The organism is Streptomyces sp. NPDC006012, assembly GCF_042871185.1.
Lineage (GTDB): Bacteria > Actinomycetota > Actinomycetes > Streptomycetales > Streptomycetaceae > Streptomyces.
On record NZ_JBIAIE010000027.1, the window covers coordinates 42,429 to 65,547 of the forward strand.

Consider the following 23,119-nt stretch of genomic DNA (forward strand, 5'->3'; position numbering starts at 1 on the left):
CGCCGCACTCGCCGGTTCCAGCGGTTCTTCCCCCATGTGCCCGTCGTCCCCCTGGAGTTCTTGTGACGATCACCCCTCCCCACCTCGGCAGCCCGTCCGTATGGACCGACACACGGCTGCTGTACGCCCTGGAGGAAGTGGTTGAAAAGGAGCTCAACCGCCATCTGAAGGTCACCCGGGACTGGATGCCGCACGAGTACGTGCCGTGGAGCGACGGGCGCAACTTCCCCGGTTTCTTCCCGGACGGCGAGGTCTGGAGCAAGGAGCAGTCGAAGGTCACCGAGATCGGCCGGACCGCCCTGGTGGTGAACCTGCTGACCGAGGACAACCTGCCGAGCTACCACCACGAGATCGCCACGCTGTTCGGCCGGGACGGCGCCTGGGGCACCTGGGTGCACCGCTGGACGGCCGAAGAGGGCCGGCACGGCATCGTGATGCGCGACTATCTGCTCGCCTCCCGCGCGGTCGATCCGGACAAACTGGAGCAGTTCCGGATGGCCCACATGAGCGAGGGCTTCCAGTCGGACAACCGGCACTCGATGCTGCACTCGATCGCGTACGTCGCCTTCCAGGAACTGGCGACCCGCATCTCGCACCGCAACACCGGTCACCAGTCGGGTGACCCGGTCTGCGACCGGATGCTGTCCCGGATCGCGACCGACGAGAACCTCCACATGGTCTTCTACCGCAACCTGCTGAAGGCGGCCTTCGAGATCGCGCCCGACCTGACCATGCAGTCCGTCCGGGACGTCGTGGTGGACTTCCGCATGCCCGGGCACGGCATCCCCGGCTTCGAACGCGCCGCCGCCCAGATGGCCATCGGCGAGGTCTACAACCTGCGGATCCACCATGACGACGTGCTCCAGCCCGTGCTGCGCTTCCTGAAGGTCATGGAGCTGGACGAGCTGGGTCCGGAGGGGCGTCAGGCGCAGGAGGAGGTCGGGATGTTCCTGGGCGGGCTGGACGCGGAGGCCGCCAAATTCGACGAGAGGCTGGCCGCGCGCAAGGCTCGGATGGCGGCGCGGGCCGCCGTCTGAGCGACGGCACCCGAGGCGGCGCACCGGACTTGCGGTGCGCCGCTGCCCGTACGGGGTTCGCGGCCGCGTGCCGGGACCCGCGCGGTATTGCCTCCACCGCTCGACCGGGCTCGTCGGGAGGGGGGGCGGGCGCCGTCGGCCGGCCGACGGCGCCATCGGGATGGAATCAGGCCTTGCGGCCCCGGCTCAGCAGACCCCGCTGTCGGCGATCTTGACCGTCGCCGCGGTCCGGCCGTTCTGGGTGCCCAGGGCCTCGATCTTGTCGACGATCTGCTGGCCCTCGACCACCTCGCCGAAGACCACGTGCTTGCCGTCGAGCCAGTCGGTCACGATCGTGGTGACGAAGAACTGCGACCCGTTGGTGTTCGGCCCCCGGTTCGCCATGCTCAGCAGGTAGGGGCGGTCGTGCTTGAGGGTGAAGTTCTCGTCCTCGAAAGTTCCGCCGTAGATGCTCTTGCCGCCGGTTCCGTTGCCCTCGGTGAAGTCGCCGCCCTGCAGCATGAAGCGGGGGATCACCCGGTGGAAGACCGATCCGGCGTAGCCGAAACCGGGCTTGCCGGTGGCGAGCTGCCGAAAGTTCTCGGCGGTGCGGGGCACCACGTCGTCGAAGAGCCGGAACACGATCCGGCCGGCGGGCTGCTCGTCGATCGTGATGTCGAAGTACACGTTCTCACTCATGGCGGCCAATCTATCGTCCGCCGGCAGCGGCCCCACGACTACGGTCGGCCGGCCCGCTCACCCCTCGTACGAAGGCGGCCCGTGGACCCGGTCCCACACAGTGGAGCGGTTGACGCGTGTGATGCCCCGCACGCCCGGCACAAGGGGAAGCGGGGGCCGGGGCGCGGTGCCGCCGCAGGCCCCCGGTGGGCCCGCGCCACCCCCGTTCAGCGGGATGTACGCCGCAGCTCCAGCCGTTCTTTCTCCGACAGGCCGCCCCAGACGCCGAACCGCTCGTCGTGGTCCAGCGCGTAGTCCAGGCAGGCTGAACGGATCGGGCACAGGCCGCAGATCCGCTTCGCCTCGCGCACGGAGCTGCCGGGCTCAGGAAAGAAGAAGTCGGCCCCGGTCTGCGCGCACAACGCCCCCTCCTGCCAGGTGAGGTCGGGCGAAGTGATCGAATCGAAGTGCATGGCGAGGATCGTGCCGTCCGGCGAAAAACGTTCGCTCAATGCGCGCTCAACGCCGCGTCCGGGGCCTGTGGCCGTCCCGATGATGCTCCGCGGGCGGTCCGTGGCGCACGGCGGCGCGCGGGAGTCGCAGCACACCGGCACAGTCCCGCCGGTCACCCCGAGTGCCGCGGGGCATGCGGACGGGCCGGCGGGCGATCGCCCGTGGGCGGTGCGAGACTCGGCTGTGCAGGACGGGACCCTTCCGAGGAGGGCGACGATGCTCACCACCCGTTTCGTCGACGGCGCTCCCAACTGGGTCGACGTCGGCACGACCGACCTCGACGGCACCGCGGCCTTCTACGGTGGTCTCTTCGGCTGGCGTCTGCGGCCGGCGGACCCCGGCGCCGGCGGTTACGGCGTCTTCGAGCTGGACGGCAGAACGGTCGCCGGGGGTGTGCCGATCGCCCCGGAGCAGGGTCCCGCGGCCTGGACGGTGTACTTCCGGAGCGAGGACGCCGAGGCCACGGCAGACGCCGCCGAACGCGCCCACGGCCAGGTGTTCCGCCGGCCGGCAAAGGTACGGGGACAGGGCCGGCTGGCGGTGCTGGCCGACCGGGCGGGTGTGCCGTTCGGAGTCTGGCAGCCCGGCCACCTCAAGGGCATGGGCATGGCGAGCGAGAACGGTGCGCTGTGCTGGGTCGAGCTGTACACACCGGACATCGCCTCGGCCGCCGCGTTCTACCGCCGGACACTCGGTCTGGAGACGTCGGCCGTGCCCTTCCCCGGTGGCACCTACACCTGCGTCAATCCGGCCGACGGCGGGGACGAGGCGATGTTCGGCGGGATGGTCGCGCTGGCCGACGACCCGACGGAGGCGGCGGCCGGCGCGTGCTGGCTGCCGTACTTCGGGGCCGCGGATCCCGATGCCACGCTCGCCCGGGCGCTGGAGCTGGGCGGCACCGTCCGGATGCCCGCCACCACCGTGGAGGGCGTCGGCCGGATGGCCCGGCTCGCCGATCCTCAGGGCGCCCGTTTCGCAGTGATCCGGGGCGAGCCCCCGCAGGAGTGAGCGCCCGCAGCACGGCGGCCGTCACGGGCGCCGGGCGGCGGGCAGCGTACGGACGACGACGCCGAGGACCCGGTCATCGGGGAAGAGGCCGAGGGTGCGCGAATCCACGCTGACGGCCGTGTTGTCCCCGAGCAGCACCAGCGAGCCCCCGGGCACGCGTCTCCCGGGCGCCCCGGCCGGCGCCGGGACCGCCCGCGGCGGCACTGGATCGCCCGCGGCGGCGGCGACCCGTTTGACCAGCCAGGCACGTTCCGCCACGGCTACCGCGCCGGCGGCCGCGGACAGCGGGCGCCGCTGCCCCGCGTACCGCCCCGTCCCCTGTTCCACGACCACGACCTGCCCCTGGAGGGGCGAGGCGGAGCGCCGCACCAGGACCCGGTCCCCGTCCCGGTACGCCGGTTCCATGCTGGGCCCGCGCACCGTCACCACCGCCCAGGTCCGGGAGAGCCACAGGACGAAGGCGGTGCCCCCGGTTCCGGTGAGGACGGCGCAGCCTGCCGCGGTGGCCCGGTCGGCGTTCGTGAGCAGGGACACGGCCGCCGCCACGGCGCTCAGGACGACCAGGGCGCACACGCGGGTCCTGCGGGCACGCCGGGCCCGGTGCACCCGCGCCCGGTGGGCCCGCAGCCAGGGGACCGGCCCGCTCCGGGTCATGGGGTTCCTCCCCGCACCGGGTGGCCGGCGGGGTGCTGGTCCTGGTAGCCGGCGGCCTGAAGGGCGAACAGCCGCTGGTAGTCACCGCCGGCCGCCAGCAGCGCGTCATGGGTGCCCTCCTCGATGATGCGTCCCCCCGACAGCACCACGATGCGATCGGCGTCCCGCACCGCGCTGAGCCGGTGGGAGATCAGCAGGCTGGTACGGCCGCTCCGGTGCGTCCGGATCGCCGTGTGGATCTCGTATTCGGCACGGGCGTCGAGACCGGCGGAGGGCTCGTCCAGGACGAGGAGTTCCCGGCCTTCACCCAGGAACGCGCGGGCGAGCGCCACCCGTTGGGCCTGCCCGCCGGACAGGACGACCCCCGTGGACGGGTCGTCCTTGTCCGACTCCAGGAAGAACGAGCGGGACAGCAGCGTGTCGTAACCGTGCGGCAGGTTGTGCAGGACGCCGTCCACACCCGCGCGGCGGGCGGCGGTGCGGACGCGTTCCCGGTCGTGCAGGGCGGACAGGTCGCCCAGCGCGATGCTCTCGGCCGCGGTGAGGTCGTAGGACATGAAGTCCTGGAAGACCGCGCCGATCCTGCGGCGCAGTTCCTCCGGACGAACCTCACCGATGTCGACCCGGTCCCACAGGATGGCGCCCCGGTCCGGGTCGTAGAACCGGCACAGGAGCTTGACCAGCGTCGACTTTCCGGCCCCGTTGAGGCCGACCAGCGCCACACTCGCACCCTGCGGGATGAACAGGCTGACGCCCCGCAGGACCCAGGGATGCCCGGGCGAGTAGCGGAACCACACATCGCGGAGTTCGATGCCGCGGCGGAGCGCGGGCAGCCGCTCAGGCGCGGCGCGCACGGGCAGTTCGGGCTCCGCGGTGACCACCGCGAGGTAGTGCCCCAGGAGCGTCAGTGCGTGATGGGTACGGGCGACGTCGGCGGCGATCGCGGCCAGACAGCCCTGGACACCCGCGACCGCCGCGGTGAACACCATGACGTCCCCGACGGAGAGCCGGCCCTCGTGCGCCGCCTGGATCGACCACAGCAGTCCGCCGCCCGTCGCCAGTGCGGACAGTGCGCCCAGGACCGTCTGGACCTTCAGCCCGCGCCGGTCGACGGTCCGTTTCGCCGTGTTGACGGCGCGCTGTTCGTCGATCATGCGGTCACGCAGGAAGCGGCCGATCCCGAACAGCCGCACCTCTTTGGCCGCCTGCACGCTGGAGAGGAGATTGCCGTAGAAGAACTCGCGGCGTTCGGCCGGGCTCATCCGCTGGGCCACCCGGGCGCGTCTGCGCGAGAGGCTGATCTCCGCGGCCAGGGCCGGTGCGCCGAACAGCACCGCGAAGACGGTCATCAAGGGGCTGAGCAGCCACAGCGAGACGAGGAATCCCGCGATGGTCAGCCCGGAACGCGCGGCACCCAGGATTCCGTCCACGGCCTGCCCGGGGTTGCTGCCACCACCCTGGCGTGCGAGCCTCAACTCGTCGAGGAACCGGGGGTTCTCGAAACGCCCCAGCCCGGTGAACCCGTTGACGGCGTCGAACAGCCGACGCTGCGCCAGCAGCCCCACGCGGCGGTCCGTCTCCGCCTTGCAGAACTGGCTCAGCTGCGGAGCCAGCCGGCCGAGGACACCGACCGCGGCGAGCGCCGCGCTGATCACGATCAGTTCGCGCCCGGGGCCGCCCTCGACCAGCCCGTCCAGCATCCGCTTGGTCAGCCACGCGGCGGCCACCGGCACCGCGCCCGTCAGCAGGGCGAGGGCCGCGTGGGCGACCAGCACCCCGGGGCAGGCGCGTCCGGCCAGCGCGCCCGCCGTCGAAAGCCGCGACAGGAGCGAGAGCCTGCGCCCCGCCGACCGGGCCGGGCCCCCGCCCGCTGCCGAGTCGTCCTGGGTCACCGGGCCGCCGCCGCGGGAGTCAGTTCCGCGGCCAGCCGGTTCTCCGCGACCACCACGGCCCCGTGCTGCCGCGCCACCCGCAGGACGGTGGGGAACGCCCTGACCTGGAAGGCGCCACTCAGCGGGCCGTCGGGGGTCTCGACGACGACCTGTGCCACCTCGCCGAGCGCGTCCGCGAAGAGGCTCCCGTCCCCGGCCGCGTCGACCACCACCGCGAGCACCCGGTCCCGGCCGCCCGGCACATGACGCGCGAACTGGGCGAAGGCGGGGACCTTTTCCCGGCACGGGCGGCAGTCCGGGGCGAAGAAGGCCACCACGGTTGCGTCGGCCAGACGTGCCGTGCTGATCTCGGCACCGCTCTCCGTGACGGCCGTGGCCTCGCCGACGCGCTCGCCGACCGCGATCACGGGAAGCTCACGCCCGTCCGTGGCGCCCGGTGCCAGCAGATCGGTGTGTTCCCGCAGCCTCCTGATGACGCCGAGCAGCAGGACGAGGTTCAACGCGCCGAGCGTTCCCGCGAACGCCACGGCCGCGATCAGATAGATCATGGCTGCCTTTCCGTGTGGTCTGCCGGGGTCCGTACCGTTGCGGAAGTCCTGGAGGGTGCCGGAACCTGCCGGGTTGCCGGAATGTGCGGGGCTCGTCGGACAGTGCCTGTGGTGGTTCCTGGGCCGGGGCCTGCAGTGGTTCCTCGGGCAGAGCCCGTAGTGGCTCCTCTGCCGCCACCCGTGATGGTTCCCCGGACAGAGCCCGTAGTGGTTGCCGGGCGGGGGCCCGCACCGAAGAGGGCCGCTACGTCGTCCAGGGCCGCGACGAGGAGCGCTGCCACGATGCCCGATGCCACGGCCGTCACCGTGCCCGCCGGGTGCGCCCGGCCGAAGGCCGGTGTACCGGCCGCGGCGACCACCGACACGCACACCAGCGCCGTGTTCCGCACCACGTGCCGCCACCCCGTCGGAGCCGACGCGGCGCCGAAGCACCGGCAGGGGGTCCGCACCCCCCGGCGCAGGGCCGACACGATCGCGGCGGTGAACACGCACAGGAGGCCCGCCGCCGCCGCGGGACCCAGCGCACGGGGGCCCGGGACCGGGACCAGCAGCAGTACGGACACCACCGCCTCGGCAGCCACGACGACGCCGGCCAGCAGGCGGGCCCGGTCCCCCGGTGCCGCCGTCATCGACCGTACCGACACCACGAACGCCTCGAAGGCGGCCGCTCCTCTCACCTTGCTGACGACCGAGAGCAGGAAGACTCCGCCGAGGAGACACCGTGCACCGATCGTGACGTACAGCATGCTCGCCACTCCCTCCTCGCCGGGAACGGACCTCGGCCCCGGCGAACGACCGGGCGGCGCGTGGGGCGCCGCCCGGCACGATCAGGCCGTCAAGGGCACGGGCTCTCCGAGCGGTCGCATCCGGACCCGTCGCAGCACTCGTGCCAGTAGCCGGCGATGCACGCGTACCAGCAGCCCTGCGCCGAGGCCGACGCCTCGGCCCTGGGGGCAAGCCGCTCCAGCAGGGCGGCACCGAGGTTCTCCAGCTTCCTGTACACCTGAGACTCCTTTTCCTTGAGTGGTCGTGACGCCCGGCAGGGCCAGGGTCCGCGCGCGAGGTTGCTGCGTCCCGCAAGCGCACCGGGCCCTGCACAGGCTGGTTCTCGTGATGCACCGACGACGATGCCGGGACGGGAAGCGAATGTGATTGACCGTCCGTGCACAGGTGTTGTCTGTTTCCGCAGACGACCGGTGAGCGGGGCTGACGTATCCCGTGCGAGGGGCCGGCCGGCGGATACCGACCGCCCCCATGAGCCGACTTCGCCTGGTACGCCCTGTCCGGACATCCCCGGACAGTTTCCTGACCAGCCCGGACACCAGTCGGCTGTCTGGGACAACGGCAAGCCCTTGCTGCCGGGAATCCGTGACTGCGAGCATTCCCGCACCGGCGCCTGCCGGCCCTGGCGACAAGGTGTGCGCCGGCCGGCCGCAGGCGACCCGGCCCGCATGCCGTCCGCGTCCGCGACGAGCCGTCCCGTCGTGGTCCTCGGCCTGCCCATCGTCCGCCGACCCGGCCGACGGACGCGTGCAACACCACGACAACCGGACAGAGTTGGGGGCAGACATGCACGTGAGCGAGTTCAGTACGGAGATCGTCCCGGCGCCGGAGCGATTCGCCCTGTGGGCGGACACGACCGCACGGACCCACGTGCCCAACCGCTTGCACAGCAGGGACAAGGACGACTTCCGGGCGCGGATGCGTGTCGTCGACCTGGGAGAGTTGCAGGCGGCCGCCATGGCGTACCCGCATCTGGGGGTCGCACGGACGGTGAAGACGATCCGGCAGTCCGACCCGGAGATGTATCTGATCAACTACTTCGCCAACGGGGCAGGAACCCTCTCCACGGCCCGGGGCGACATCACGCTGCGGCGCGGCGACCTGGTACTGATGCACAGCAGCCGGCCGTACCACGGGGATGTCCAGCACTGTACGGGCGCCTGGTCGCACCTGACCGTGCAGTTTCCCCGCGAGCTGCTTCCGCTGCCGGAGAGGACGGTGCAGCAGTTGTTTGCGGTCCCGATCAGCGCACGCCACGGGATGGGCGGGGTGTTCGCCCGCTGGCTGACCGATCTCACCGAACACGCCCCCGAGCACACTCCGGCGGCGAGTTCGACCCTGGCCTCGGTCACCATGGACCTCTTCGGCTGCGTCCTCGCCCGCCATCTGGAGGCCGAGGCGGCGACGGGCCCCCGGTCCGGGGAGCGGGCCCTGCAGGTACGCATCCGGGACTTCATCCAGCGGCACCTCACGGACCCGGGCCTGAGCCCCGAGACCGTCGCGGTCGCGCACGACATCTCGATCCGTCAGCTGTACCGGATCTTCAGCGACGAGGACGCGGGCGTCGCCGGGTGGATCCGGCAGCGCCGGCTGGAGCGCTGCCGCCGTGATCTCGCCGACTCCGCCCAGCGCTCCCGTTCCATCCAGGCCATCGCGTCCCGCTGGGGCTTCCCCGACCCGGCGCACTTCAGCCGCACGTTCCGTGCCGCCTACGGCATGTCGCCCCGCGACTTCCGGCATTCAGCCGTATCGCCACCCGAGACCAAATGACCACTGTTCCTAGGCGGAGGCCCGTCGTACCAGCGTCGTCGGCAGGATCATGCTCTCCGGGAAGTCCGGCCCCGTCTCGCCCCGGTGGCTGCGGTCGAGGCCCGTCAGCAGCAAGTGGGCCATCAGCCGGCCCATCTCCTCGATGTCCTGGCGGACCGTCGTCAGGGGCGGCTCGGTCTGCTCGGTGACCGGCAGCACGTCGTCGAAGCCGATCACGGCGACGTCCTCGGGCACCCGCCGGCCGCTCTCGCGCAGCACGCGCAGGGCTCCGGAGGCGGTGAGGTCGTTGGCGGCGAACACGGCGTCGACGTCCGGGCAGCGGTCGAGGAGCTCCCGCATGGCACGCTCCCCGCCGCCCGGGGTGAAGTCGCTCTCCACGACCAGCCGCGGATCGCAGTCCCCCATGACGTCCCGGAAGCCGTCCAGCCGGTCCACCGCGGAGGTCTGGTCCAGGGCACCGGTGATGTGCGCGATCCGGTTCCGGCCGAGCCCGACGAGATGGTGTACGGCGGCACGCGCCCCGCCCCGGTTGTCGCAGTCGACGTACACCGAACGCCCCGACTCGTCCTTCCAGTCGGGGCGCCCGCCGAAGACCGTGGGCACTCCCGCGCTCCTGATCAGGCCGGGCAGCGGGTCGTCGATGTGGAGCGAGAAGGCGAGCGCGCCGTCGACGTGTCCGCCGGCCAGGTAGCGGGCCACCCGGGGGTGGTCGTCCCGGCCTTCCGTCAGCAGCAGCACGAGTTGGATGTCGTGCGTGGTCAACTCCTTGCTGATTCCGCGCAGTTGCATGCTGAAGAAGGGGTCGGCGAAGACCCTGGCCTCCGGTTCCGCGATGACCACGGCGACGGCGTCGTGCCGCCGGGTCACCAGACTGCGCGCCGCACGGTTGGGGACGTATCCGAGTTCCTCGACCGCCCGCCGGACCCGTTGCACCAGGAGCTCCCGCACCCCGTGGCCGCCGTTGACCACGCGGGACACGGTCGCCCGTGACACCCCCGCCAGCGCGGCGACGGCCTCCAGTGTGGGACGCGGCGCTGGCTCGGACACGGCGGAACTCCCCTCGGCGGTTCCGGCTCAGGATAGCTCCGGGCCGCACACGGAAGTGAGGGCGCTCCGGCCCGCGGGCCCCTGCCGTCGGGCCCGCGGCCGACGCTCAGGCCAGCAGGTCGATCGGGCGGCCGATACCCCGCCGCCGCGCCTCTTCGTAGGCGATCCAGGCCAGGGCCAGGTCCTGCCAGGGCAGTCCGACGGGGGCGTAGACGGAGAGCCGGCCGGGCGTGGTCCGGCCGGGGTGGATGCCGTCCAGGATCTCGCCGAGGGTGGCGTCCATCGTCGTCTCCGGCAGCCCGGAGGTGGCCAACACGCCTGATCCCACGGCCAGTTCGCGGTCGTCGACGACGAGCAGCGCGGCGTCGAGCAGGTCGTCGGCGAGTTCGCGCTTGCCCGGCTCGTCCGCGCCGAGGCTGGTGAGGTGCTGCCCCGGCCGGGTGTCGGCGAGCCCGAGGAGCGGGGCGCGGGACCAGGTCGCCAGCAGCACCACGTCGGCCGCGCCGGCCACCTGCGGCGCGGAGGCGAGGACCCGCCCGCCGGCCCGTCGGCTCCGCCTGCCGTCGGACCAGGTGCGGATTCCCCTGCGCCAAGGTGATGCAAAGCGGCCCGCACACCGGGTCGCCGCCTCGGCGTTCCGACCCTCAGTGCTTGTGCGCGGCACCCGTCCCGCCCGCCGCGGGCGTCTCCTGCGCAGTATGCGGTGCATGCGGCTCGTACCCGGGAATCGTCCCGTCCGTCTTCTTCACCAGGAACAGGCCCACCATCCCCATGTCGGAATGGCTCTGGACGTGGCAGTGGTACATCCACGCGCCCGCGCCGACCCCCTCCCCCGCCAGCACCTGGAAGCCGAAGGAGTCCGCGGGACCCACGATCTTGTTGTCGATCACCTGGCTGGGGTCGTCGGGCCCGGTGAGCAGCCCGGTGCGGTTGTCGGCCCAGCGATGACCGTGCATGTGGAACGTGTGGTAGTACTCGCCGTGCGTGATCATCACGAACTCGACGCGGTCGCCCACCGTCGCCTCGAAGTCCGGCCCGGTGTGCGGCGCACGGTTGTTGATGGTCATGTCGTTGAAGACGATGGTGTGCGTCCGGTCGGGCAGGACGTCGCCCTTGCGCCGGACGACGACCGGACCGTACAGCCCCTTGCGGATGCCTCCGGTGCCGTGCTCGGTGCCGACGACGTGGTCGTGGTAGTGCCAGTAGCCGGCGCTGCCCGCCCGCCAGGTGCCGTCCGAGCGGCGGCCGGGGGCATGGGTGCGCCAGGTGTAGGTGCGGGTGCCGCCGGGCTCGACGTCGCTCTTGTTCATCTTGGTGCCGTCGCTGGAGATCTCGTAGTCGAGGCCGTGGACGTGCAGACTCGCGGCCACGTCCAGGGTGTTCTCGAACTCGATGTGCAGCGTGTCGCCCTCGTTCAGCTCGATGAGCGGGCCGGGGATCGACGCCTTGCCCTTCTCGAAGCCGTAGCCCAGCTGCCCGTCGGCCAGCTTCTCGGCGTAGATCTTGATGTGCCTGACCTCGCCGCCGGCCGGTGCGGTGCGCGGCGGTGTGACCGCGCTGACGGCCTCGGGCGCCAGAGACAACGATGTCGCGACCGCCGCGCCGCCCAGCAGCACCCTGCGGTTGAACGCGCGTCTGTCCATGCGGAACTCCCCACCCTGGTAAGGACTTTGCGGAGGTGCACCTGTGATGAACCTGTGCGACGGTACCGGCCCGGCGGCCGTTTATCCACTCTAAGGACAAAGTTCGTTTGATTGCGGTCATAGGTATTGGCGAGTCGTGAAAAGCCGCCTAGCTTTCTTGGCGCTGTTGCCGTGACCGAGGAGGTGCCCATGCACTTGAGAGCGTTGAGCGCCAGAAGCAAGGGGAGACGGACCTGGGCGGCCACCGTGACCGCGGGGATCGTCGCGGCCGGACTCCTCTCGGGCCCGGCCGCGAGCGCGCGGCCGGCCCCGGACCCATCCTTGACAACGATGTCGATCAAGTCGCCGCCAGGCGGCGCCAACGTAAGAGTGCTGCTGTTCTACGGCTCCGCGGCCGCCGGCGACGAGTCACCGTTGGTGAACGCGGGGATCGAGGCGATCGAGAAGATCGGCCTGTCGGGCCCCGCCAAGGAGCGCTTCACCGTCGAGGCCACGGACGACGCGGCCGTGTTCACCAACGCGACCAAGCTCGGCCGCTTCAACTCCGTCGTCTTCCTGACCGGCGGCGGCGACGTCCTCGACCCGGACCAGGAAACGGGCCTGGAAGCCTATATGGAGGCGGGCGGCGGTTTCGTCGGCATCCATGACGCGGCCCGCGCGGAACCGTACTCGGACTGGTTCACCGGGCTGATCGGCGCCCGTCCGGCCTCGTCCAGTCCGACGACGGCCCAACGGGCCACGGTCGAGGTGGGCGACCGGCTGAATCCGGCCACGCAGAGCCTGCCGCTCGAATGGAAGCGGCCCGACCAGTGGTTCAACTGGGTGAAGAACCCGTCCGGCGACGTGCACACGGTCGCCCGGGTGCGCGAGTCGACGTACCGGCCCGGGACCGGTGCCAACGGCGCCGACCACCCGGTCAGCTGGTGCCGCGACTACGACGGCGGCCGGTCCTTCTACACCGGCATGGGCGGCACGGTGTCGTCGTACGACGAGACCGACTTCCGGGCCCACCTGCGCGGCGCCCTGCTGTGGACCACCCGGCTCGCCCAGGCCGACTGCAAGGCCACCATCAACTCCAACTACCACGCCGAACGCCTCACCCAGCCCAACAAGGCCGGGCAGAACGACCAGATCGGCGAGCCGCACGGCATGGTCGCCGCGCCCGACGGGCGGGTGCTGTACATCGGCCGCGGCGGCGCGGACTCCGCGCAGCCCGTGATCACCGACTGGAACAACCCGGACGTGGGCAAGGGCAAGGGCCAGATCCACGTCTACGACCCGAAGACCAAGCAGGTCACCCTCGCGGGCGAGTTGACGGTCTTCGGCAACAAGGGCGGCGGCGACGAACTGACGAAGGTCGAGGAGGGTCTGCTCGGGATCGAGCTCGACCCGCGCTTCGAGCAGAACGGCTGGGTGTACCTGCACTACACACCCCATGCGCAGCTCAACCGCGACACCCAGATGGCCGAGCGGCGGGTCTCCCGCTTCACCCTCGACCTCACCACGAACAAGCTGGACCTGAGCAGTGAGAAGGTACTGCTCAAGTGGCCGGTGCAGGTGCACAGCTGCTGCCACGCGGGCGGCGGGATGGCCTGGGACTCCAAGGGCAACCTGTACATCGCCACCGGCGACAACAACTCCAGCCAGTTCAGCGACGGGTACTCCGGCAACAACCCGCAGCCCAACTACAAGGGTGTCTCCTTCGCCGACGCGCGCCGCACCGCCGGCAACACCAACAACCTCAACGGCAAGATCCTGCGCATCCACCCGGAGGCCGACGGCACGTACACCCTGCCGGACGGCAACCTCTTCACCGGCAAGGAGACCGAGGAGGGCGGCGGCAAGACACGCGGCGAGATCTATGTGATGGGCGTGCGCAACCCCGCGCGCATCTCCGTCGACAAGGCGACGGACATCCTGTACGCCGGCTGGGTCGGCCCGGACGCCGGCGAGCCGTCGACCACCTGGGGACCGGCGAAGTACGACACGTTCGCCGTCATCACCAAGGCGAGCAACCGCGGCTGGCCGTACTGCATGGGCAACAAGCAGCCCTACCGGGACCGCAACCTGCCCGATCCGTCGAAGCCGCTGGGCTGGTACGACTGCGACCACCCGAAGAACGAGTCACCGAACAACGACGGACTCGTCAACCTTCCGCCGGTCACCGGCAACAACGTCTGGTACTCGCCGCAGGGCGGCGGCCCGGACTACCCGCGTGACGCGAACGGGATCCCCTCGTACAAGAAGGAGGAGGCCACCTACCGGCTGCCGTGGCTCAAGGGCGGCGGGCAGGCCGCGATGAACGGTCCCGTCTACCGCTACGACGCGAGCAGCACCAGTGCCGTGAAGTGGCCCGCGTACTGGGACGGCAAGTGGTTCATCGGCGACTTCTACGACGCCGACCAGCCGCGAAACGCCGTGGTCATGGACCCGAGAACCCAGGGTGACGGCGGGCTGCCGGTGCACTCGCAGTCCCTGAAGAAGATCGTGCCGATCGGCAACGACGGCATCAAGAACCTCATGGACTGGAAGTTCGGTCCGGACGGTTCGCTCTACGTCCTCGACTACGGGCGCGGCTTCTTCACCTCGGACTCCAAGTCGGCGCTGTGGCGGGTGACGTACACCGGCGGCGGTCCGACGCCACCGGCCGACCAACTCGCCAGGGGGGCGAAGTGATACGACGACGAAGACTCCTCACGGCCCTGCTGGCCGCCGTCCTCGTGCTGCTCGGGCTGCAGACGGTGCCGGCCGCCGGGCGCGGCGACGCGCCTTCGGCGGCGGCCGAGCAGGTCCTCACCTGGACCGCGGGCGACGACATCACCAAGTACGGGTCGGCGCCCACGACGGCGGTCGCGGGGCAGGCCACGATCGTGTTCGAGAACAGCGCGGCCACCGGCAACACCACCGGCATGCCGCACACGCTGACCTTCGTGAACTCCGACCCCGAGTACAACAGCGACGTCCAGGTCAACATCCTCGCCAACCCGTTCGACGACCAGGGCGGCCGGCACTCCGTCGAGGTGAACCTGACGCCGGGCCGCTACTTCTACCACTGCACCATCCCCGGCCACACCCAGATGCAGGGCGTCCTGGTGGTGACCGAGGGCGGCGGCTCGGACAGCACACCGCCCGAGACCAAGGCCACGGTCGACGGCACCAGGAACGCGCAGGGCGAGTACGTCGGTTCCGCGAGCGTGGCGATCGAGGCGACCGACGCGGGATCCGGCGTGGACCGCGTGGAGTACGCGGTCGACGACTCCGACGCCTGGCAGCCCTACACCGCGCCCGTGGTGATCGACCAGGTGGGCGCACACACGGTGCGCTACCGGGCGACCGACAAGGCGGGCAACGCGGCCGCGGAGAAGAACGTCGCGTTCACCGTCGTCGCCCCGCCCTCGGACGACACGACACCGCCGGAGACCTCGGCGACGGTCAGCGGTGAGCGCGACGCCGCCGGCGCGTACATCGACATGGCCACGGTGACGGTCACCGCCTCGGACACCGGGTCGGGGGTCAACACCATCGAGTACGCGGTCGACTCGGGTGCCTGGCAGCCGTACACCGGGCCCGCGATGGTGCACCAGACCGGCGACCACACCGTCCGCTACCGGGCCACCGACAAGGCGGGCAACGCGGCCGCGGACAAGAGCGTGGAGTTCACGGTGGTCTCGGCGCCCCCGCAGGACACCACGCCGCCGGTCACCGGGGTGAGCGTCGACGGCACGCGCAACTCGGACGGCGCGTACGTGGGCAACGCCAAGGTGACCGTGACCGCCGCGGACGAGGGCGGCTCGGGCGTCGCGGCCGTCGAGTACTCGCTGGACGCCGGGCCCTACCTCGCGTACACCGCTCCCGTGGTGGTGGACCGGGCCGGGGCGCACACCGTGTCGTACCGGGCGACCGACCAGGCGGGCAACACCGCCGAGCCGCGCTCCGTGAGCTTCACGGTGGTCGCGGGCGGGGGTGTGCCGGCCCCCGACTGCCCGGAGTACGACGAGCGGTTGACGGTGATCGTCGGCACGGTCGACACCGGGGTGCCGAACCGGGTCACCAACAACCGGTGCCGCATCAACGAACTGATCGAGGACGAGAAGGAGTGGACCTCCCAGGCGCTGTTCCTCAAGCACGTGAAGACGGTCCTGGACCGGCTCCGCAAGGAAGGGGTGATCGACCAGCGGGAGTACAACACCATCCAGCGGGCCGCCCGGCAGTCGGGCATCGGCAAGCCGGGGCAGACCACCGGCTACCGCACGATCCTGGACGGCACCGCCGACTCGTTCGCCAAGTGGGAACAGGTGGGCGGCGGTTCGTTCGCGCTGAACGGCGACGGGTCGATCACCAGCGGTACCAGCAAGGACGGCCTGGGGATGCTGTGGTTCCCGCAGCGCAAGTACGGCGACTTCTCACTGCGGCTCCAGTGGCGTGACGACGCTCCGGGCACCGGCAACGCCAACTCCGGTGTGTTCGTCCGGTTCCCGCAGGTCCACGACAATCCGGAGGAACCGCGGCCGGAGTGGGCCGCCATCAAGTACGGGCACGAGGTACAGGTGTTCGACCAGCCCGACGGCGACATGTACAAGACCGGTTCGGTCTACGGCTTCGACCGGGTCGGTCTTGCCGGTGCCGGTGTGACGCAGAAGGGCACCTGGAACGACTACGAGATCCGCGTGGTCGACCAGCACTACTCCATCTACCGCAACGGCGTGCTGATCAACGAGTTCGACAACACCGGCGGCCAGCTCTTCACCCCGCCCCGCTCGGACGACCCGGGCACCGACGGGCGGCGGTTCGCCTCCGGCTACATCGGACTGCAGGTGCACAGCACGTCGGACGTGATCTCCTTCCGGGACGTCCGGATCAAGGACCTGTAGGAGACCGCGAGGGACGACGAAGGGCGCCGGGCCCGTAGGGGACGGCGGCCCACGAGGAACAGCGCGGACGAGGAGCCGGCCGGCCGTCAGGACCCGGCCGGCTTCTCCCTGCCCACGGCCGGCTCCTCCTGGCCGGTGGCCGCCTGCTCCTTGCGCGCCCGGCTCGGCTGTACCCGCTTGGGCTCCCCGGGCATCTTCGGGTACTCGGGCGGGTACGGCAGATCGCCCAGACCGTGGTCCTGCTCGTCCCGCCGCGCCAGATCGAGCAGGGCGTCCAGGGAGTAGGTCTGTTCGTCCATGTCCGCGTGTACGTCGCCGAGTTCGGCGAAGCGCGCGGGCATGGTCGCGAGGTCGAAGTCCCCGGGCTGGACCCGGTCCACCTCGTCCCAGCGCAGCGGGGCCGAGACCGGGGCGTGCGGGTGGGGCCGCACGGAGTAGGCGGAGGCGATGGTGCGGTCGCGCGCGGTCTGGTTGTAGTCGACGAAGATGCGTTCGCCGCGCTCCTCCTTCCACCACTTGACCGTCACCTGGTCCGGCATCCGCCGTTGAAGTTCCCGGCCCACGGCGATGGCCGCGCGCCGCACCTGGGTGAAGGTCCAGCGCGGTTCGATCGGCACGAAGACGTGCAGGCCGCGACCGCCGGAGGTCTTGGGCCAGCCGCGCAGACCGCCGAACTCGTCGAGGACGGCGCGCAGTTCGTGGGCGGCGCGCACGGCGTCGGCGAAGTCGGTGCCGGGCTGCGGGTCGAGGTCGATGCGCAGTTCGTCGGGGCGGTCGACGTCGTCGCGGCGCACCGGCCAGGGGTGGAAGGTGAGGGTGCCGAACTGCGCGGCCCACAGCACGGCGGCCTCTTCGGTGGGGCACATCTCGTCGGCGCTGCGACCGCTGGGGAAGGTGATGTGGGCGGTCGGGATCCAGCCGGGCATGTTCTTGGGCGCCCGTTTCTGGAAGAAGGACTCGCCGGTCACCCCGTCGGGGTAGCGCTCCAGGGTGGTGGGGCGGTTGCGCAGGGCGCGCAGAATGCCGGGACCGACCGCGAGGTAGTACCGGGCGAGGTCCAGCTTGGTGAATCCGCGCTCCGGGAAGAAGACCTTGTCCGGGCTGGACAGCCGTACGGTCCGGCCGCCCGCCTCCAGCTCCACCGCGTCACCCATGCGGCCACGGTAGGCGCAGCCCGTACACCTCGCACGCCGGAACGCACCCGCCGTAAGCGGGAGTGAGCGCCCCTGCGCAGAATCGGAGCGCGTCCGACGTCCCCTCCCTGCCGTGGGTCGCGGGCGCCCTGGCGGTCGCCGGCGGCCTCGCCCGCGTCATGGTCCTGTCTGCCGTGCAGGTGCTGCCGTCCTGGCTTCGCACCGGCGACGGAAGACGCAAGTGGTACCGCCCGAGTCCGCGCTCAGGCGAACGAACGGGCGGCACTCGATCCGTGACAGGAGTTCAGAAGTTCGCGAAGTGCGTCGGCGTCCCTCGGCGCGTGAGTCGCGGCCGGTTCCGGTCCTGGGGCCCACGCGCCGGTCGAGGTTCGGGCGAGCGGGGTTACTGTCCGGCGGCGCAGCAGGTCTGTGGGGCGGTGCTGGTGGCGCTCTTCCCGAGGGTGTCGGCGTCAGCTTTCACCACGTAGACCTCCCAGGGTTCCCGGCCGGGGCCGTGGACCCAGACCTTGTCCTGGAGGGCGTAGCAGCAGGAGGTGTCATTCTCCTCGAACGTGGCCAGGCCGGCGTTTTTGAGGCGTGTGGCGGCCGCGGTGACGTGGTCGGCGGACTCGACCTCGACACCGAGGTGGTCCAGCCGGGTTTCCTTCCCGGGTTCTCCCTGGATCAGGACGAGCTTGAGCGGGGGCTCGGTGATGGCGAAGTTGGCGTAGCCCTCGCGACGCTTGGCCGGTTCGGTGCCGAACAGCTTCGAGTAGAAGGTGATCGACGCCTCCAGGTCGCTGACGCGCAGGGCGAGCTGAGCGCGGGACATGACACGACTCCCATCCGGATTTGATTGATGTCTGTCGATGCAACCTTGCAGGTTGAATCGAAGTCCGTCAACATAGAGGAATGTCGAAACAAGAGGTCACGGTGCTCGGTCAGGGCGACGGCGTCGACGTCTGCTGCCCGCGGCTGCTGACCGCTCCCCTGGACGAGGGCCAGGCCGCGGAGCTGGCGAAAGTGTTCAAGGCGCTGGGTGACCCGGTCCGGCTGCGCCTGCTGTCGATGATCGCCTCACAGGCGGGCGGCGAGATCTGCGTGTGCGATCTGACCCCGGCCTTCGACCTGTCCCAGCCGACGATCTCGCACCATCTCAAGCTGCTGCGGCAGGCCGGACTCATCGACAGCGAACGGCGCGGCACCTGGGTGTACTACCGGCTCGTCCCGGAGATGACGGACCGCCTCGCGGGCATCCTGACCCGCCCCGCAGGCCGCCCACTGGATGACCCGGCCGGGGCCGCCTCGTGAGCACCTACGTCTCCGAGGGGCATGTGGCGGGGCGTCTGTCCTTCGTGGACCGCTTTCTGGCCGTGTGGATCCTCGCTGCGATGGCCGTGGGACTCGGTCTGGGCCGCCTGGTGCCCGGCCTGGGTGACGCGCTCGCGAAGGTGACCGTGACAGGGGTGTCCTTGCCGATCGCCCTCGGGCTGCTGGTGATGATGTACCCGGTGCTGGCCAAGGTCCGGTACGACCGTCTCGGCACCGTCACCCGTGACCGCCGCCTGCTGCTGCCGTCCCTGCTGCTGAACTGGATCGTCGGTCCGGCGCTCATGTTCGCCCTGGCCTGGCTGTTCCTGCCGGACCTACCCGCCTACCGCACCGGCCTGATCATCGTCGGCCTGGCTCGCTGCATCGCCATGGTCATCATCTGGAACGACCTCGCCTGCGGTCACCGCGAAGCCGCCGCCGTCCTCGTCGCCCTGAACTCCGCGTTTCAGGTGATCGCCTTCTCCGCGCTGGGGTGGTTCTACCTCTCCGTCCTGCCCGGCTGGCTCGGCCTGCAACAGAGCGGCCTCGATGTCCCGGTGTGGACCATCGCCCGCAGCGTGCTCGTCTTCCTCGGCATCCCCCTCGCGGCCGGCTACCTCACCCGCCGCATCGGCGAGAAGTCCAGGGGCCGCACTTGGTACGAGGCCGAACTCGTGCCCCGCATCGGCCCGTTCGCCCTCTACGGGCTGCTGTTCACCATCGTCATCCTCTTCGCCCTCCAAGGCGAAGCCATCACCTCACAGCCCCTCGATGTCGCCCGCATCGCCCTGCCGCTGCTGGTCTACTTCGCCGTCATGTGGGCCGGGTCCATGGCCCTGGGCCGCACCGTCGGCCTGGACTACCCCCGCGCCACAACGCTGGCATTCACCGCCGCGGGCAACAATTTCGAACTCGCCATCGCGGTTGCCATCGCCACCTTCGGTGCTTCCTCCGGACAGGCCCTCGCCGGCGTCGTCGGCCCCCTCATCGAGGTCCCCGCCCTGATCGGCCTGGTCTACGTTGCTCTCTTTGCCCGCCGCTACTTCACCGCTCCTGCCGCCCAGGAAGACCCCGCCCGTGTCTGACACCACCGCGCCGTCCGTGCTTTTCGTCTGCGTGCACAACGCCGGACGCTCCCAGATGGCCGCCGCATTCCTCACCCACCTCGCCGGTGACCGCGTCGAAGTCCGCTCGGCCGGATCCGTCCCCGCCGACACCGTCAACCCCGCCGTCGTCCAGGCCATGGCAGAGGCCGGCATCGACATCTCGTCCGAAACCCCGAAGGTGCTCACCGTCGAGGCCGTCCACGCATCCGACGTCGTCATCACCATGGGCTGCGGCGACGCCTGCCCTGTCTTCCCCGGCAAGCGCTACCTCGACTGGACGCTCGCCGACCCCGCCGGCCAGGGCGTCGACGCCGTCCGGCCTATCCGCGACGAGATCGAGAAGCGTGTCCGCGGCCTGATGGCCGAGCTTGCCATCCAGGCCCGAGCATGATGACAAGCCGGTGCTGTTGGTGCTCGTGAACCGACGCCTCGTCGGCCCCTGCTGCCCGAGGCAGCGGGGGCCGTTTCGTCATGCCCGGACGCAGGAGCGCCCACGGCCCCACCCGCGCGATACGGGCCGCTGCATCCAGGGCCAGATGCCACGGGTTTCCTTCGGCCTTCCCTGGTCGGGCTGGTTCGGCACGAAGCCGCCGTCTCCGGGCCCGCGCTTGACACCCTGCGGCCCCGCTCGCCTGCTCCCCGCCTCCGGCGGGGCGGACTTCCGTAGCGGAAGTCGCATACGCCGAACCACCCAGAACTACTGTTCGATATAATCTGGCGCCAGACCCGCCGGCCCCGACTGGCGGAGGACCGGAAAGCTCGACCAACCGGGGCCGGGCCGTACCCGCATCCGACGCCGTCTCACGCAGCTCTCACAGCCTCCATGCGGAAAAGCCTCCGAACCCCGTCCCCCATGGACACAGTGGACGCCACAACGATGGGCGGACACCGAAAACGGCCCATAGAGTCGGAGCATGGATCTGCCGGTCATGCCGCCCGTGAAGCCGATGCTCGCCAAGTCGGTGGCGAAGATCCCGCCGGACATGCACTACGAGGCGAAGTGGGACGGCTTTCGCTCCGTCGTGTTCCGCGACGGGCCCGAGGTCGAGTTGGGCAGTCGCACCGGAAAGCCGCTGACCAGGTACTTTCCTGAGCTGGTCGCGGCGCTCAAGGAGCGGGTTCCCGAGCGGTGCGTGCTGGACGGGGAGATCGTGATCGCCCTCAACGGGCGGCTGGACTTCGACGCGCTGACCGAGCGGATCCATCCGGCCGACTCCCGGGTGCGCACGCTGGCCGAGCGGACGCCCGCTTCGTTCGTCGTCTTCGATCTGCTGGCGCTGGCCGACGAATCGCTGCTGGACGTGGCGCTGACGGACCGGCGGGCGCTGCTCGTGCGGGCGTTGTCCGGCACGAGCGCGCCGGTGCACGTGGCACCGGCGACGACGGACATCGACGTGGCGCGGCGGTGGTTCGAGCAGTACGAGGGTGCGGGTCTTGACGGTGTCGTCGCCAAGCCCCCGGCCGGGCGCTACCGGCAGGACGAGCGGGCGATGTTCAAGATCAAGCACGAGCGCACGGCGGACGTGGTGGTGGCCGGCTACCGCTTCCACAAGAGCGGCCCGGTGGTCGGCTCGCTGCTGCTGGGGCTCTACGACGACCGCGGCACGCTCCAGCACGTCGGGGTGTCCGCCGCGTTCCCGATGAAGCGGCGCGCGGAGCTGGTCGAGGAGTTGGAGCCGCTGCGGCTGGCGGATGTGTCAGGGCATCCGTGGGCGGCGTGGTCCGAGGAGTCCGCGCACGAGACGGCCCGGCTGCCCGGGGCGCCGAGCCGCTGGTCGGGCAAGAAGGACCTGTCCTGGGTGCCACTGCGGCCGGAGCGGGTGGTCGAGGTGGCGTACGACCACATGGAGCACGGGGCCCGCTTCCGGCACACGGCCCGCTTCCGCCGCTGGCGCCCGGACCGCACCCCCGAGAGCTGCACCTACGCCCAGCTGGAGGAGCCGGTCGGTTACGACCTCGCGGAGATCCTCGGGCCGCGGGACTGACGCCCAGGGGCTGAACCGTACGGCCGGTGGCTGGGCCGAACGGCCCAGTCCGCGCGCGGAACCGGCAGCCGTCGGGTAGGGCCGTCGATGAACCGATGAACGGACGATCGACGGCTTGGACGGGATGGCGACGGTGGGCATGGGGCAGCGGGCGCGCGGTGGGCGCGCGACGACGGCGGGCGTACTGGCCGCGACCATCACGGCGGCCCTTCTGGCGGGCTGCGCGACAGGGCAGCGCCCGGTGGACGACGGCCGCGGCACGGAGCACCGCCCGGCGTCGTCACCGAGCGCCGCGGGCGGCTCCGGAGGCGGTGCCACGCCGGACGCGACCCGCTCCGCGACCGGCCCGCTCCTCGCGGTGAAGATCGACAACGTGGGCGCGGCCCGCCCGCAGGCCGGACTGGACGCGGCGGACGTGGTGTACGCGGAACCGGTCGAGGGCGGGCTGAGCCGGCTGCTGGCCGTGTACGCGTCCGAGCTGCCCGAGGTGGTCGGGCCGGTACGCAGCGCCCGCGAGTCCGATCTGGAGCTGCTGCGCCAGTTCGACCGGCCGGTGCTGGCCTTCTCCGGGGCGCAGCGCAAGCTGCTGCCGCTGATCGACCGGGCTCCGCTGCGGCCGGCGGCGCCCGACGACGCCTCCGGCGCGTACTTCCGCGACGTCGGCCGGACGGCGCCGCACGACCTCTATGTGCGCCCGCACCTGCTGCTGTCCACGCCGCCCGGCGCGGCGGCCCTGACCACCGGCTTCCGCTACGGCACGGCGCCCGCCGACGGCCGGCCGGAGTCCACGCGCACCGTGCGCTATCCGTCGGTCCGTTTCAGCTTCAGCTGGTCACCGGACCTGAACCGCTGGCTGGTCGCCATGGACGGCACGCCCACCCGGACGGCCGGAGGGAAGCGGGTGGCTCCCGCCACGGTCGTCGTGCAGTACGTGAAGGTGCACGCGTCCGCTTACCACGACGTGCTCGGCAGTAACACCCCGTACACCGAGACGGTGGGCTCGGGGACGGCGGAGGTGCTGCGCGACGGCCGGGCCTACGACGGTTTCTGGGAACGTCGGACGGCGGGCGGCGGCACCGAGTTCACCACGCCGGAGGGGGCGCCGCTGAACTTCGCCGAGGGCCAGGTATGGGTGGTGTACGCCCGGGCCGGCGGCTGAGC

At 71.1% G+C, this 23,119-nt stretch carries 22 protein-coding genes; 10 read left to right on the top strand and 12 right to left on the bottom strand.

What is annotated here, in order from left to right:
• Positions 1-62 precede the first annotated feature (62 nt).
• Entirely contained in the window at positions 63-1,037 is a 975-nt protein-coding gene (locus tag ACFYPJ_RS32190; protein WP_389024838.1) for an acyl-ACP desaturase, read from the top strand.
• A gap of 186 nt (positions 1,038-1,223) precedes the next feature.
• Here the strand turns inward: ACFYPJ_RS32190 and ACFYPJ_RS32195 are convergent, their stop codons facing one another.
• Both ACFYPJ_RS32195 and ACFYPJ_RS32200 read right to left on the bottom strand, forming a co-directional pair.
• Positions 1,224-1,715 carry a peptidylprolyl isomerase gene (locus ACFYPJ_RS32195; protein WP_389024840.1) on the bottom strand — a complete coding sequence of 164 codons (492 nt, stop codon included), beginning with the start codon at positions 1,713-1,715 and terminating at the stop codon, positions 1,224-1,226.
• 206 nt (positions 1,716-1,921) lie between these two features.
• A complete protein-coding gene (locus ACFYPJ_RS32200; protein ID WP_389024842.1) occupies positions 1,922-2,206 on the bottom strand; it encodes a WhiB family transcriptional regulator in 285 nt (94 codons plus the stop codon).
• Between the two features lie 217 nt (positions 2,207-2,423).
• Here ACFYPJ_RS32200 and ACFYPJ_RS32205 point away from each other — a divergent pair, with 217 nt between their 5' ends.
• The gene (locus ACFYPJ_RS32205) at positions 2,424-3,215 is read left to right on the top strand and encodes a VOC family protein (protein ID WP_389024844.1); all 792 of its coding nucleotides are present in this window, start codon (positions 2,424-2,426) and stop codon (positions 3,213-3,215) included.
• 21 nt (positions 3,216-3,236) lie between these two features.
• Here the strand turns inward: ACFYPJ_RS32205 and ACFYPJ_RS32210 are convergent, their stop codons facing one another.
• The 5 genes from ACFYPJ_RS32210 to ACFYPJ_RS32230 all read right to left on the bottom strand — a co-directional run bounded on the left by ACFYPJ_RS32210 (position 3,237) and on the right by ACFYPJ_RS32230 (position 7,312).
• Positions 3,237-3,869 carry a S26 family signal peptidase gene (locus ACFYPJ_RS32210; protein ID WP_389024846.1) on the bottom strand — a complete coding sequence of 211 codons (633 nt, stop codon included), beginning with the start codon at positions 3,867-3,869 and terminating at the stop codon, positions 3,237-3,239.
• Entirely contained in the window at positions 3,866-5,761 is a 1,896-nt protein-coding gene (locus ACFYPJ_RS32215) for an ABC transporter ATP-binding protein (protein ID WP_389024848.1), read from the bottom strand. The genes ACFYPJ_RS32210 and ACFYPJ_RS32215 overlap by 4 nt, the downstream gene beginning before the upstream one ends.
• The gene (locus ACFYPJ_RS32220) at positions 5,758-6,309 is read right to left on the bottom strand and encodes a hypothetical protein (protein WP_389024850.1); all 552 of its coding nucleotides are present in this window, start codon (positions 6,307-6,309) and stop codon (positions 5,758-5,760) included. The genes ACFYPJ_RS32215 and ACFYPJ_RS32220 overlap by 4 nt, the downstream gene beginning before the upstream one ends.
• Positions 6,306-7,055 (bottom strand): MauE/DoxX family redox-associated membrane protein, encoded by a 750-nt coding sequence (locus ACFYPJ_RS32225; RefSeq protein ID WP_389024851.1) that lies wholly within the window; start codon positions 7,053-7,055, stop codon positions 6,306-6,308. Before ACFYPJ_RS32225 ends, ACFYPJ_RS32220 begins: the two co-directional genes overlap by 4 nt.
• Positions 7,056-7,144: 89 nt before the next feature.
• Positions 7,145-7,312, bottom strand: a complete 168-nt coding sequence (locus tag ACFYPJ_RS32230; protein ID WP_389024853.1) for a hypothetical protein — start codon at positions 7,310-7,312, stop codon at positions 7,145-7,147.
• A 566-nt stretch (positions 7,313-7,878) separates the two neighbouring features.
• On the opposite strand from ACFYPJ_RS32230, the gene ACFYPJ_RS32235 reads away from it, so the two are divergent.
• A complete protein-coding gene (locus tag ACFYPJ_RS32235) occupies positions 7,879-8,862 on the top strand; it encodes a helix-turn-helix domain-containing protein (RefSeq protein WP_389024855.1) in 984 nt (327 codons plus the stop codon).
• Between the two features lie 9 nt (positions 8,863-8,871).
• Here ACFYPJ_RS32235 and ACFYPJ_RS32240 read toward each other — a convergent pair whose 3' ends face one another.
• The 3 genes from ACFYPJ_RS32240 to ACFYPJ_RS32250 all read right to left on the bottom strand — a co-directional run bounded on the left by ACFYPJ_RS32240 (position 8,872) and on the right by ACFYPJ_RS32250 (position 11,552).
• Entirely contained in the window at positions 8,872-9,909 is a 1,038-nt protein-coding gene (locus ACFYPJ_RS32240) for a LacI family DNA-binding transcriptional regulator (RefSeq protein WP_389024857.1), read from the bottom strand.
• A 106-nt stretch (positions 9,910-10,015) separates the two neighbouring features.
• Positions 10,016-10,420, bottom strand: a complete 405-nt coding sequence (locus ACFYPJ_RS32245; protein ID WP_389024859.1) for a hypothetical protein — start codon at positions 10,418-10,420, stop codon at positions 10,016-10,018.
• Positions 10,421-10,553: 133 nt separating this feature from the next.
• On the bottom strand, positions 10,554-11,552 hold the full coding sequence (locus ACFYPJ_RS32250; RefSeq protein ID WP_389024861.1) for a multicopper oxidase domain-containing protein: 999 nt from the start codon (positions 11,550-11,552) through the stop codon (positions 10,554-10,556).
• Between the two features lie 189 nt (positions 11,553-11,741).
• On the opposite strand from ACFYPJ_RS32250, the gene ACFYPJ_RS32255 reads away from it, so the two are divergent.
• A complete protein-coding gene (locus ACFYPJ_RS32255) occupies positions 11,742-14,228 on the top strand; it encodes a ThuA domain-containing protein (RefSeq protein ID WP_389024863.1) in 2,487 nt (828 codons plus the stop codon).
• The gene (locus ACFYPJ_RS32260) at positions 14,225-16,423 is read left to right on the top strand and encodes an OmpL47-type beta-barrel domain-containing protein (protein ID WP_389024865.1); all 2,199 of its coding nucleotides are present in this window, start codon (positions 14,225-14,227) and stop codon (positions 16,421-16,423) included. Before ACFYPJ_RS32255 ends, ACFYPJ_RS32260 begins: the two co-directional genes overlap by 4 nt.
• An 86-nt stretch (positions 16,424-16,509) precedes the next feature.
• Here the strand turns inward: ACFYPJ_RS32260 and ligD are convergent, their stop codons facing one another.
• Both ligD and ACFYPJ_RS32270 read right to left on the bottom strand, forming a co-directional pair.
• Positions 16,510-17,577: a non-homologous end-joining DNA ligase gene (ligD, locus tag ACFYPJ_RS32265; RefSeq protein ID WP_389024867.1), complete on the bottom strand. Its 1,068-nt coding sequence runs from the start codon at positions 17,575-17,577 to the stop codon at positions 16,510-16,512.
• A 382-nt stretch (positions 17,578-17,959) separates the two neighbouring features.
• The gene (locus ACFYPJ_RS32270; protein WP_389024869.1) at positions 17,960-18,388 is read right to left on the bottom strand and encodes an ArsI/CadI family heavy metal resistance metalloenzyme; all 429 of its coding nucleotides are present in this window, start codon (positions 18,386-18,388) and stop codon (positions 17,960-17,962) included.
• Positions 18,389-18,468: 80 nt separating this feature from the next.
• Between ACFYPJ_RS32270 and ACFYPJ_RS32275 the strand changes: the two genes are divergently transcribed.
• The 5 genes from ACFYPJ_RS32275 (at position 18,469) to ACFYPJ_RS32295 (ending at position 23,117) form a co-directional block, all read left to right on the top strand.
• Positions 18,469-18,867 carry an ArsR/SmtB family transcription factor gene (locus ACFYPJ_RS32275; protein WP_389024870.1) on the top strand — a complete coding sequence of 133 codons (399 nt, stop codon included), beginning with the start codon at positions 18,469-18,471 and terminating at the stop codon, positions 18,865-18,867.
• Positions 18,864-19,952, top strand: coding sequence for an ACR3 family arsenite efflux transporter (arsB, locus tag ACFYPJ_RS32280; protein WP_389024872.1), 1,089 nt, complete (start codon positions 18,864-18,866; stop codon positions 19,950-19,952). Before ACFYPJ_RS32275 ends, arsB begins: the two co-directional genes overlap by 4 nt.
• On the top strand, positions 19,945-20,364 hold the full coding sequence (locus ACFYPJ_RS32285) for an arsenate reductase ArsC (protein WP_389024874.1): 420 nt from the start codon (positions 19,945-19,947) through the stop codon (positions 20,362-20,364). The genes arsB and ACFYPJ_RS32285 overlap by 8 nt, the downstream gene beginning before the upstream one ends.
• A gap of 523 nt (positions 20,365-20,887) precedes the next feature.
• Entirely contained in the window at positions 20,888-21,958 is a 1,071-nt protein-coding gene (locus tag ACFYPJ_RS32290) for an ATP-dependent DNA ligase (RefSeq protein ID WP_389024876.1), read from the top strand.
• Between the two features lie 124 nt (positions 21,959-22,082).
• On the top strand, positions 22,083-23,117 hold the full coding sequence (locus ACFYPJ_RS32295) for a DUF3048 domain-containing protein (RefSeq protein WP_389024949.1): 1,035 nt from the start codon (positions 22,083-22,085) through the stop codon (positions 23,115-23,117).
• The last annotated feature ends 2 nt before the right edge of the window (positions 23,118-23,119 follow it).